A 12,220-nucleotide genomic window follows, 5' to 3' on the forward strand; every position below is an offset into this window, starting at 1 on the left:
AATAAAAGATATGGAAAGTAGTTGAGAGTTTGCGAAGGCTTTGGGAGATTTTTTTTGTTGCTTTAAAATTGGGCTGTACCTCATTTGGAGGCCCAACAGCTCATCTAGGTTATTTTCAACAGGAATATGTACAGAAACGTAAATGGCTTTCTGCACATGATTATGGTCAACTCGTTATGTTAAGTCAATTTTTGCCTGGTCCTGCATCTAGTCAGGTGGGGATGGGGGTTGGTTTACTTAGAGGAGGAGTACTAGGAAGCTTTCTATCATTTCTTGGTTTTACCTTACCATCAGTTCTGATACTTATACTTTTTGCCTATTTCTCCAAGTATACAGAGTTTAAGATGGATTGGATTCATGGTTTGAAGTTAGTAGCAGTGGCGATTGTCGCTCATGCTATTTTTGATATGGGCAAAAAACTACTCTCGACAAAATGGCATTTGTTGATTGCTTTATTGACATTGATAACAGTATTGACATGGCTAAATCCATTGGCACAAATCGTAGCAATATTGATCGCTGCTTGTTTAGGCTTTCAACTACTGAAAAAAAGTGATGAGGGTAATACCTCAAAATTAGTTCATATACCCATCTCAAAAACCACGGGCATTGTTTTACTAGTACTTTTTTTCGTGCTACTCCTAGGTTTACCTATATTAGCTGCTTTATGGCATCATGAGTGGATTTCTATGATAGAGAAGTTTTATCTTGCAGGTGCCTTAGTATTTGGGGGCGGACACGTTGTTTTACCTTTACTGGAAACACAATTTGTTCAAAGTGGTCAAATAAGTACCTCAGATTTTTTAGCTGGCTATGGTATGACACAGGCAGTTCCAGGACCTTTATTTACATTTGCTGCATATATCGGTATGGTCATTGCTGGCGTTCCGGGAGCTATTATTGCTACTTTCGCAATATTTTTACCAGCGTTTTTGCTAGTGGTTGGAGCGCTACCATTTTGGATTAGCCTAAGTCGAATTGCACGACTTAGAGGTGCGATGGCAGGCGCAAATGCGGCAGTCGTTGGCATTCTAGCCGCTGCTTTTGTACATCCCATTGTGACACAAACCATCATCAGCACGTTAGATATTTTCATAGTAGCTGTCTTTTTATGGTGTTTAATTCGATGGAAAATACAGCCATATTTATTGGTGCTGTTAGGAATTGCTGTGGGCGTCATTTTTTATACATGAAAAATCTGCACTTTCGATTGTTAGATTCTAACTAATAATCGGAGGTGCAGTTTGTTTTGTCATTACGGAATCAATATTCATTAAAAGTACCTGTGAGGTTTCATAGCGTTCCTTCTATCGATTCGTTATAATGTAGAAATGGAAAAGACTTAATGCGAAAGAAGGGATTGCTATGGCACGAGGTGTTTACATTCATATTCCTTTCTGTCATCAAATCTGTAATTATTGTGATTTCAATAAATTTTATTTTAAAAATCAACCAGTGGATGAATATATCGAAGCACTTGGAAAAGAAATGGCCCTGACAACCGAAAAACATCCTGAAACATTCCGTAACATCGAGACGATTTTTCTTGGTGGCGGAACACCGACAGCTTTATCTCCTGAGCAATTGGACAAACTACTAACGTCTATTCATACGTATATTCCAATGAATAGTGTGACAGAATTTACATCAGAGGCAAATCCAGATGAATTGTCTGCAGCCAAATTGCAGGTGTTGTTCGACGGTGGTGTTAATCGTTTAAGCATGGGTGTACAATCTTTTGACCAGGGATTGCTACAGAAGATTGGACGCACTCATAGTAATGATCATGTCTATGAAACAATCGACTTGGCTAGAAAAATTGGCTTCCGTAATATCAGCATTGATTTAATGTATGGTTTACCTGGGCAAACGATGGCGCAATGGAAGGATTCATTAGCCAAAGCTTTTACTCTTGATTTGCCACATTTCTCTGCCTATTCTCTTATTGTGGAACCCAAAACGATTTTTTATAATCAGTACGCTAAAGGGAAACTGTATTTACCGACAGAAGATTTAGAAGCGGATATGTATGATGTGCTGATGCAACAAATGGCCTTACATGGGCTTCAACAATACGAAATCAGTAATTTTGCAAAACCAGGGTATCATTCCGAGCATAACAAGATTTATTGGGATAATGATGAATATGCGGGGTTTGGCGCAGGAGCTCATGGGTATTTAGCAGGTATACGCTATTCCAATCACGGTCCATTAAAAAAGTATATGGAAGCTGTTGAGGCAAATAAGCTACCAATTGTCCACGCACATGAAGTATCACAAGTGGAAAAAAGAGAAGAACAAATGTTTTTAGGGCTAAGAAAAACAGAGGGTGTTATGCACTCTATATATGAAGAGAAATTTAAAACACCTATGACTGCGCATTATGATGTGGTAATAAAAGATCTAGTGTCAAAGGGGCTTTTAGAACAGGATGAGCTTGGTGTTCGCCTGACAAGAAAAGGGCGTTTTGTGGGCAATGAAGTATTTCAACAATTTTTGCTAGAAGATTGAGCGATATCGTTGACATAAAATGTGGGATTTGATAACTTAATAATAGTATTAGCACTCCTCTTAGTTGAGTGCTAACAGAGGTGATAATCATGCTAACAAATCGGCAGTTACAGATATTGCAAGTCATTGTAGACGACTTTATTGTGTCTGCGCAGCCGGTAGGTTCTCGCCAAATCTCCAAAAAACAAGGGATTACATTTAGTCCAGCCACTATTCGAAACGAAATGGCGGATTTAGAGGAATTAGGCTTTTTAGAAAAAACGCATACCTCCTCTGGTCGAGTGCCTTCGGAAAAGGGTTACAGATTTTATGTAGATCATTTGTTGAGTCCTCAAGGTATCAATTCCAAGGACATTCAACAAATTCAATCAATTTTTAATGATCGACTAGTAGAAGTAGAGCATATTATCCGAAAGTCAGCCAACATTTTATCAGAGCTGACATCGTATACTTCCATACTTTTAGGACCTGATGTCCAAAGGCATCGTGTTAAACGGTTTTCAATTGTCCCTCTTTCTAGCGACACAGCAGTAGCGATTATCGTGACGAATAATGGGCATGTAGAAAACCGCATGTTCAATCTACCACCTGACTTTACCGCTTCTGATTTAGAGAAAATGGTAAATATCTTAAATGATCGCCTTATTGGAGTTTCATTAGAAGATCTCCATAAAAGCCTTGAGGCTGAAGTGCTAGCAGTGTTACAGCAACATGTTCGATCAGCGGATGATTTTATTCGCGCACTTATCACAGCAACAATGCATAATTCAGAAAGTAAAATTTTCTATGGTGGGAAAACGAATATGTTCAACCAACCAGAATTCCATGACTTAAATAAAGTCCGAATGATTTTGGACTTAATGGAGACGACTAGCCAAGTGCAGTCACTTTTCCATCCGAATGAATCAGGTATTCATATTCGGATAGGCTCAGAAAATAAACAACTAGAAATGGAAAATTGCAGTGTCATTACCACTACCTATTCTATTGGTGATGATCAACAGGGAGCCATTGCTATTATTGGCCCTACACGTATGGATTATAAGCGTGTTGTGGCTTTATTAGACGTAATGCGCTTGGATTTAACACAAGCCTTTATGAAGAATCGTAGTGAATGATAATGAGGAGGATTCAAGTGACGGAAACAACGGAAAACAAAGATTTAGTACAAGAAGATGTACAAGCTGAAACGACAACTGAGGAAGTAGAGCAAACAGAAGTTCAGGAAGAAGTAGAGTTATCAATAGAAGAACAGTATGAGGCTAAGCTGGCTGAACTACAAGCAAAGCTGGCTGACGAAGAAAATCGTCACCTACGTTTACGTGCTGACTTCGATAATATGCGTCGTCGTAATCAGTTAGACCGTGAGGCAGCTGAAAAGTATCGCGCCCAAAGCCTACTATCTGATCTATTACCAGTCCTTGATAATTTTGAACGTGCTTTACAAGTAGAGACAACTTCTGAAGAGACTGCATCGATCATTAAAGGAATTGAAATGGTGTATCGCTCTTTAATTGAAGCAACAGAAAAAGAAGGTTTACAAGTGATTAAAGCTGAAGGTGAGCAATTTGATCCAACGATTCACCAAGCTGTTATGCAAGAACAAGATAGTGAAAAAGAAACGGGTATCGTCTTACGCGAACTACAAAAAGGGTATATCTTAAAGGATCGTGTATTACGCCCAACAATGGTATCTGTGAACGAATAGTCTTTGCACTATTTAGTCAATTAAAATTAGTTAGAAAACGCATCCCTTGCGTTGACATAATAGGAGGAAATTTTAATGAGCAAAATTATTGGTATTGACTTAGGAACAACAAACTCTTGCGTTTCTGTACTTGAAGGTGGAGAACCAAAAGTAATTCCAAACCCAGAAGGAAACCGTACAACGCCATCTGTTGTTGCCTTTAAAAATGGTGAACGTCAAGTTGGTGAAGTTGCGAAACGTCAATCAGTAACAAATCCTAACACAATCATTTCTATTAAATCAAAAATGGGTACGGCTGAAAAAGTAACAGTAGAAGATAAAGACTACACGCCACAAGAAGTATCTGCAATGATTCTTCAATATTTAAAAGGCTATGCTGAAGACTACTTAGGGGAAAAAGTGACAAAAGCAGTTATTACAGTTCCTGCTTACTTTAACGATGCACAGCGTCAAGCAACTAAAGATGCTGGTAAAATCGCAGGTCTAGAAGTAGAGCGTATCATCAACGAACCAACTGCTGCAGCTCTTGCTTATGGATTAGATAAACAAGATCAAGATCAAAAAGTATTAGTATTTGACCTTGGAGGCGGTACGTTTGACGTGTCTATCCTTGAGTTAGGTGACGGTGTCTTTGAAGTACTAGCTACAGCTGGTGATAACAAACTAGGTGGAGATGATTTCGATGACGCAATTATCGAATATCTAGTAGCTGAATTCAAAAAAGAAAATGGCATTGACTTATCAAAAGATAAAATGGCGATGCAACGTTTAAAAGATGCAGCTGAAAAAGCGAAAAAAGATTTATCTGGTGTAACATCAACTCAAATCTCTCTACCATTCATTACAGCTGGAGAAGCAGGTCCATTACACTTAGAAATTTCTTTAACGCGTGCGAAATTTGACGAAATTACTTTACCATTAGTAAACCGTACAGTAGGACCAGTGCGTCAAGCATTATCTGATGCAGGTTTGTCAACTTCTGAAATTGACCAAGTTATTTTAGTGGGTGGTTCTACACGTATTCCAGCAGTACAAGAAGCAGTACGTAAAGAAACAGGGAAAGAGCCTCACCGTGGTGTTAACCCTGACGAAGTTGTTGCAATGGGTGCTGCAGTACAAGGTGGCGTATTAACAGGTGATGTGAAAGACGTTGTATTACTTGACGTAACACCTCTTTCACTTGGTATTGAAACAATGGGTGGCGTGTTCACAAAATTAATCGACCGTAACACAACTATTCCTACTTCAAAATCTCAAGTTTTCTCTACAGCAGCTGATAACCAACCAGCAGTAGATATTCATGTTCTACAAGGTGAGCGTTCAATGGCAGCTGACAATAAAACATTAGGTCGCTTCCAATTAGCAGATATTCCACCAGCACCTCGTGGTGTACCTCAAATCGAAGTAACATTCGATATTGATAAAAACGGTATCGTATCTGTAAAAGCAAAAGATCTTGGTACGAACAAAGAGCAAACAATTGTGATTCAATCTGATTCTGGTTTATCAGAGGAAGAAATTGAACGCATGGTAAAAGACGCTGAAGCTAATGCTGAAGCAGATGCTAAACGTAAAGAAGAAGCAGATCTTCGTAACGAAGCAGACCAATTAGTATTCCAAGTGGATAAAACAATTGCTGACCTTGGTGAGCAAATTACAGAAGACGAGAAAAAATCTGTGGAAGATGCTCGTGATGAATTGAAAAAAGCGCTTGAAGCTGGTGAATTAGAAGGTATTAAAGCAGCTAAAGAAAAACTAGAAGGCGTATTACAGCCACTAGTGATGAAAGTTTACGAACAAGCGGCAGCAGCTGCTCAAGCAGCTCAAGGTGGCGATGCAGGTGCAGACACTGGTGCTGGTAAAAAAGATGACGGTGTTGTAGACGCTGAATTCGAAGAAGTAAAAGATGATAAATAAGAAGTAACACAGTAAAGTGAAAAAGCCAAAGACCGCTTGCGGCTTTGGCTTTTGTCATGATGTGAGGTCACTTCACGTAAATGCACCATTTATGGGATAGTTGCATACGTTAGCTGCTAGGAAGTGAGTATCTTCATTTTTGGAACTTATAGAACCTTTAATCGAAAAAATGAGGCAGTTTTTTCAACTGCATGTTACAATAGATTTTATGCAAACAGAGCGGAGTGTGAATCATGGAGAAACGCGATTATTACGAGGTGCTTGGTTTAACAAAATCGGCTACAAAAGACGAGATTAAAAAAGCATACCGTAAATTATCAAAACAATATCACCCTGATCTTAATAAAGAGCCGGGTGCAGATGAAAAATTCAAAGAAATCGCTGAAGCATATGAAGTATTAAGTGACGACCAGAAAAAAGCACGCTACGACCAATTTGGTCATGAGGATCCGAATGCTGGTTTTGGTGGTGGCTTTGGAGGAGGCGGCTTTGGCGGCTTCGAGGATATTTTCAGTTCATTCTTTGGCGGTGGTGGTCGCCGTCAAGACCCAAATGCTCCACGTAAAGGGGATGATCTGCAATATCGTATGAACATCCAATTTGAGGAAGCTATTTTTGGGAAAGAAACAGAAATAGAAATCCCAAAAGATGAAACGTGTGAAACATGTCACGGTTCAGGAGCAAAGCCAGGCACGCAACCTGAAACATGTTCAACATGTAAAGGTGCTGGACAAATCAATCAAGCAGTGGATACACCATTTGGTCGTATGATGAATCGTCGTACATGCTCAACATGTCATGGAACAGGTAAAATTATTAAAGAAAAATGTACGACTTGTCGTGGAGAAGGAAAAGTCCAAAAACGTAAGAAAATTAAAGTGACGATTCCAGCAGGCGTGGATGATGGACAACAAATTCGTGTATCTGGTCAAGGTGAACCAGGTATAAACGGAGGACCTGCAGGGGATTTATATATTATGTTCCGCGTTCAAGGTCACAAGGATTTTGAACGAGATGGAGACGATATTTACTTCGATTTGAAATTAACATTCCCTCAAGCAGCACTTGGGGATGAAATTGAAGTACCAACAGTCCATGGGAAAGTAAAATTACGTATTCCAGCTGGAACACAGTCAGGTGCTCAATTCCGTCTAAAAGATAAAGGTGTTAAAAATGTTCATGGTTATGGTATGGGTAATCAATATGTGACAGTAAAAGTGATGACACCTGAAAAATTAACGGAAAGACAAAAACAATTACTACGAGAATTTGCAGAAATTAGTGGCGATATCCCTGAAGAACAAGGTAGTTCACTATTCGATAAAATTAAGAAAAAATTCCAAGGTGAATAATTAGAGGAGCTGAAGAGCTACGTGAAGTGGTCAGAATTATCCATTCATACAAAAAATGATGCGGTAGAAGCAATTTCGAATATTTTGCATGAAGCAGGTGCAAGTGGTGTTGTCATCGAAGATTCTGCAGAGTTTGCGAAGCCACGTGAAGATCAATATGGTGAAATTTATGCGCTAAATGAAGATGATTTTCCGAAAGATGGCGTGATTGTTAAAGCTTATTTATCGGAGTCTAGTTTTTTAAATGAAACAGTCGAAGAAATAAAAGCAGCTATCACAAATTTAACGAACTTTAACATTGATATTGGTGAAAATGTGGTATCCATTGTGGAAGTCAATGAAGAAGATTGGGCAACTGCCTGGAAGCAATACTACCATCCTGTTAAGATTTCTGAACGCTTTACTATCGTACCGACATGGGAGGAATACACACCTGTTTCAACAGATGAACTAATTATTGAATTAGACCCTGGTATGGCATTTGGTACAGGTACTCACCCAACAACGGTAATGTGTTTACAAGGACTTGAAAAGGTCATTAAAGAAGGGGATACGGTTGTTGATATCGGTACAGGATCGGGTGTATTGTCTATTGGTGCAGCATTACTTGGTGCCAAAAGTGTGCATGCGCTTGATTTAGATGAGGTTGCTGTACGTTCAGCGCGAGAAAATGTAGCATTAAATAAAGTGGAAGATAAGGTGGCAGTGTTCCATGGTAACTTATTGGATACTGTAAAAGAACCAGCAGATGTAGTAGTCGCTAATATTTTGGCTGAAATCATCATGTCCTTCACAGATGACGCTTATACAATTGTAAAACCAGGTGGATTATATGTCACTTCGGGCATCATCGGTGCAAAACGAGATGATGTGAAAGTAGCACTAGAAGCTTCAGGCTTTGTGATTGAAGAAGTATTATTAATGGAAGATTGGGTAGCCATTATTGCCCGTCGTCCACTATAACATGACTGAGGAAGCGCCAAATCGTGAGCCGTGTGCTTGTGATTTGGCGTTTTCCTTTCTTGCTAGAAAGGACTGTGTGACATGCAACGTTACTTTATTGAGACAGCTATCGAAAATGCACGTATTAGTGGAGAAGATGCACGGCATATTGAACGAGTGATGCGTATGAAGCAAGGCGACAACATTGTAGTTGTTGCACAAAACACTGCGTATATATGCACAATTGAAGGATTTGAAGGGGATGAGGTTGTCATTGAAGCGACTGGACAAACAATCCCTTCCCCAGAGTTACCCATTCAAGTAACAGTAGCATGTGGTTTACCGAAGGGTGATAAGCTGGAGCTTATTACCCAAAAAGCCACAGAGCTAGGAATGTTTGCTTTATTACCCTTTGAAGCTGAGCGCTCCATTGTGAAATGGGACAAGAAAAAAGGAGCAAAAAAGCAAGAAAGATTACAGAAAATTGCTAAGGAAGCTGCGGAACAAGCTCACCGTACGCATATTCCAACAGTTTATGAACCTATATCATTTAAACAGCTAGTACAACAAATAGATCATTTCGATGCCGTTTTTATTGCTGATGAAGAGAATGCAAAGGCTGAAAAGCGCACAAGGTTTGCGGAGAAGCTAAAAAACGTGTATGATAAGAAGTCGAAATCAATGCTTATTATCTTTGGTCCTGAAGGGGGCATTTCTCGTCAAGAATCAGAAGCGCTATTACAAGCAGGCGCTCAAACGATGTCATTAGGACCGAGAATTTTACGAGCAGAAACAGCGCCATTATACGCACTGTCTGCCATATCCTATGAATTTGAATAACAGCTATGTATAATTTATTATCAACATAACTTAGAGAAAACCACTTAATATTATTAAGTGGTTTTTTTACGTAAATCATATTTGAAGGGGGTCTGCGTTAAATCCCTGCTTAAATGGAGTTTTAGCCCATTGTGTAAGATCAACCGGGAAAATCACTACCTCAAACATTCCAAATAAAATATGTAAAAGAACAAGTTCAATGTCCATACATAGATTTAATTGCGACATACTCTAGCGATAGGAGAGCTCACTAATACTATATTGAAATGAGGGAATTTTTTGAGTGAACAATTTAATCAGATTCAACCTTGTCCAGTAACATCAACTGAACAAATACCCTTAACGAATGAGATTACACCACTCGTTACTACACCACTTACGACGCCAACTATTAAAATTCCAGTTGTACTGGCAGAACCAACACTGCAAATCGTTGTCGAGTCGGATATTACACTTAGTCCTGCAGCGACAGAGATTAAACGAGTGAAAAAGAATGTCTTTCTAAATCAAGTGAAATTGGTACCAGTTAGCTTTGCACGTATTGCTAATACTGATTTCTTTAGAGTAACACGAGCTAAATTATTTGTAGCAGGACATATTCGGAAAAATATCGAATATGCTTCATCAGCATGTAATGGGGCCCTTCAGGATAGAATTGCTGATGTTCCGTTTTCAGGTTTTACAGATCTTATATTTCCGCAAACAGCAGGAGGCGCTACACCAATTTTAGGCATTTCTGAGTTTGCCGAAGCGAACTTCCTTAACGAAAGAACACAAATGGATGCTCGATTAGATAAGGCTTTCTTCCAAAATCTCGTTAAATACAATGAACAACCATTTGGTGAATTAGTAGCTGCCAATTTCTTTGAACTTGATTTTTCACCGATTATGGCAGCTCCTGAAGAAGCATTCAGCACATTACGTGAAAAAATTGTATTAGAACTTACTGTAAAAGTATTGCAAGTACAACAAATCCGTTTGGGCGCTGGAAGTAGTGTAGTAACACCTGTTCTACCAGGGCTTACTCCACCAGCAACACCAATTGTTCCTGATATGATTCCGCCTACTGAGCCTTGTTAATTTTTTTATGTAGTGGAGCAAAAATGGTAACAATAATACTGATATAAAATCAAATATGTTGTTGGGCAGTTGAAAGTTCACTTTTACTCGAACTTTTAACTGCTTTTTTTGGCAAGATAAGGACATGCGCCTTCCAATTGTATCTCATAGTGGGACTGTGACAAAAGTAAAAATATTGCATAATATGGATTGTAATTAGTATTGTAGATTTTCAATTGTCCTAACATAATCGCATCAGAAGAATTAGCTAATGGATTAAAAATTGATTGTTATGCTTTTTTTGTCAAATCATTATTTGGGAGTGAATGAATGGCAACTCCATGGATTAATTTTAGAGAGATGAAAAAAATATCCTCTAAACAAAATAAATACACTGAGTGGAGGTATCAAACTAAAATAGATGACGAATCTCCATTTGAACAGACTTTTAATGGAAATAATAATCTGCTTGATGAAATAGAAGATAAACCAATTACAGAGGAATCAACTTTAACAGACCATATAATCTCTAATGAAGAGCTCCCCGAACCTATGGAGCCGATTATTGAGGAAGGAAACGAACATCACCCAAATTTTGAGAACTTCAGGGAGGATGCTAGCTTAGCAGAGCTATTAGCATCTAATGAAGATCTACCTATATCTAAAGAAACAAATGTTGAGCAAGAAAACGAACATCCTCTAGATATCGATGAGAGTCACACAAAAGTGACCTTAATAGAGCAATTAGCGTCCATACCCATACCTATAGAAGCGAATGTTAAGGAGAACGAAGAAAATTTCCGACATATGGATGAGAACCATGTAGAGGAATTAACTTTAGACCAGATAGCATGCAATCAAAGTGTACCCAGTCCAACAAAGGTAGAAATTGACCATCTACTAGATAGTGATGAGAACTCCCTTGAAGAACAAAATTCAACAGCCCAATCAGACAATAATCCAAAATCTTTCAATAGAGCTCTGTCAGAGGCTGAAAATAATATGCATTTGGATGATATAGCAGAAAAGGAGAAAAACAATCCTCCAAATCGTAATAAAGAGATTGCAAAGTCTTTACAAGGAGAAGTATGCACCATTATCCAAAAAAGTCCCTTTTCTACTTATGTAGAAATTAACGATTTTCTTCATGCTCCTATTTATGGTGAAAATGTTCAAAATACAATATTTGATTTTCTTGATTTAAATGATAACCTATCTCCCCAACTTCAGACGAAGCTACTCCAAACGATTTCGATTTACCCTGAACAACCAGATTGTCGTTTGGTTAGCTCCAACATTAATCAAATGATTTCTTTAATGAGAACGGATACTAATAAAAAAAATGGTAGTGAGCAGCATCCGTTTAAATCAGTAGTAGTTCCCTTACATAACTCACAAGCAATTAAAAAAGGAGAAATTAACTCCTCTGAGCCATTTATACATATACGAGTTCCTGTTGTGCTAGGGGAATACAAAATAGAAATATGTATGGAGGAAAAAATTGCTTTTGATAGAGGAATTGAAGAGGTTAAAGAGATCACAAATGAGGTAGTACTATCCGATTGTAGATTTGTACCTACTCATAGATCCCAGTCATTGGGAAATGGAACAAGAACTGTATTAAAGGGGAATTTATTTATAGAAGGCTACATACAGCATAATATTGAGTATAGGGTATCTAATACGCAAAATAAGTCAGCCATTCATCCCAATCGATTGTGTCAAAATATAGTATTAGAATTAATTATCCAAATGTTACAAGTACAAAAAATTAAAGTACTGTTTGACTGGCAAGGTAATGGAGGATTATAGAAATTTATTCCTTAATTCAAATAAAATGAATATAAAACTAATATATACGTCCATGTATAGATTTAAATGCTACATATTC

Annotated in this window: 10 protein-coding genes; all 10 read left to right on the forward strand. The window is 38.2% G+C overall.

What is annotated here, in order from left to right; all coding sequences use genetic code 11:
- Positions 1–29: 29 nt before the first annotated feature.
- The 10 genes from chrA (at position 30) to VK91_RS08550 (ending at position 12,141) form a co-directional block, all read left to right on the forward strand.
- Positions 30–1,193: a chromate efflux transporter gene (gene chrA, locus VK91_RS08505; protein WP_082148129.1), complete on the forward strand. Its 1,164-nt coding sequence runs from the start codon at positions 30–32 to the stop codon at positions 1,191–1,193.
- Between the two features lie 172 nt (positions 1,194–1,365).
- Complete coding sequence (gene hemW, locus VK91_RS08510; protein WP_048392178.1) at positions 1,366–2,511, forward strand: radical SAM family heme chaperone HemW; 1,146 nt, start codon at positions 1,366–1,368, stop codon at positions 2,509–2,511.
- 89 nt (positions 2,512–2,600) lie between these two features.
- Complete coding sequence (gene hrcA, locus VK91_RS08515; RefSeq protein WP_004227036.1) at positions 2,601–3,629, forward strand: heat-inducible transcriptional repressor HrcA; 1,029 nt, start codon at positions 2,601–2,603, stop codon at positions 3,627–3,629.
- Positions 3,630–3,646: 17 nt separating this feature from the next.
- Positions 3,647–4,219 (forward strand): nucleotide exchange factor GrpE, encoded by a 573-nt coding sequence (gene grpE / locus VK91_RS08520; protein WP_004227038.1) that lies wholly within the window; start codon positions 3,647–3,649, stop codon positions 4,217–4,219.
- Between the two features lie 75 nt (positions 4,220–4,294).
- Positions 4,295–6,136 carry a molecular chaperone DnaK gene (dnaK, locus tag VK91_RS08525; RefSeq protein ID WP_048392179.1) on the forward strand — a complete coding sequence of 614 codons (1,842 nt, stop codon included), beginning with the start codon at positions 4,295–4,297 and terminating at the stop codon, positions 6,134–6,136.
- 233 nt (positions 6,137–6,369) lie between these two features.
- Positions 6,370–7,488, forward strand: coding sequence for a molecular chaperone DnaJ (gene dnaJ / locus VK91_RS08530; protein ID WP_048392180.1), 1,119 nt, complete (start codon positions 6,370–6,372; stop codon positions 7,486–7,488).
- Positions 7,489–7,509: 21 nt separating this feature from the next.
- Positions 7,510–8,451 carry a 50S ribosomal protein L11 methyltransferase gene (gene prmA / locus VK91_RS08535; protein ID WP_004227050.1) on the forward strand — a complete coding sequence of 314 codons (942 nt, stop codon included), beginning with the start codon at positions 7,510–7,512 and terminating at the stop codon, positions 8,449–8,451.
- Between the two features lie 81 nt (positions 8,452–8,532).
- Positions 8,533–9,270, forward strand: coding sequence for a 16S rRNA (uracil(1498)-N(3))-methyltransferase (locus tag VK91_RS08540; RefSeq protein WP_048392181.1), 738 nt, complete (start codon positions 8,533–8,535; stop codon positions 9,268–9,270).
- Between the two features lie 279 nt (positions 9,271–9,549).
- Complete coding sequence (locus VK91_RS08545; protein ID WP_048392182.1) at positions 9,550–10,350, forward strand: CsxC family protein; 801 nt, start codon at positions 9,550–9,552, stop codon at positions 10,348–10,350.
- 309 nt (positions 10,351–10,659) lie between these two features.
- The gene (locus tag VK91_RS08550; protein ID WP_048392183.1) at positions 10,660–12,141 is read left to right on the forward strand and encodes a BC_2427 family protein; all 1,482 of its coding nucleotides are present in this window, start codon (positions 10,660–10,662) and stop codon (positions 12,139–12,141) included.
- The last annotated feature ends 79 nt before the right edge of the window (positions 12,142–12,220 follow it).

It is taken from the genome of Lysinibacillus sp. LK3 (assembly GCF_001043675.1).
Lineage (GTDB): Bacteria > Bacillota > Bacilli > Bacillales_A > Planococcaceae > Lysinibacillus > Lysinibacillus capsici.

Coding starts and splice junctions, on each gene's coding strand:
- hemW (WP_048392178.1), top strand. CDS start 1,366: ATGGCACGAGGTGTTTACATTCATATTCCTTTCTGTCATCAAATCTGT.
- dnaK (WP_048392179.1), top strand. CDS start 4,295: ATGAGCAAAATTATTGGTATTGACTTAGGAACAACAAACTCTTGCGTT.
- dnaJ (WP_048392180.1), top strand. CDS start 6,370: ATGGAGAAACGCGATTATTACGAGGTGCTTGGTTTAACAAAATCGGCT.
- VK91_RS08540 (WP_048392181.1), top strand. CDS start 8,533: ATGCAACGTTACTTTATTGAGACAGCTATCGAAAATGCACGTATTAGT.
- hrcA (WP_004227036.1), top strand. CDS start 2,601: ATGCTAACAAATCGGCAGTTACAGATATTGCAAGTCATTGTAGACGAC.
- VK91_RS08550 (WP_048392183.1), top strand. CDS start 10,660: ATGGCAACTCCATGGATTAATTTTAGAGAGATGAAAAAAATATCCTCT.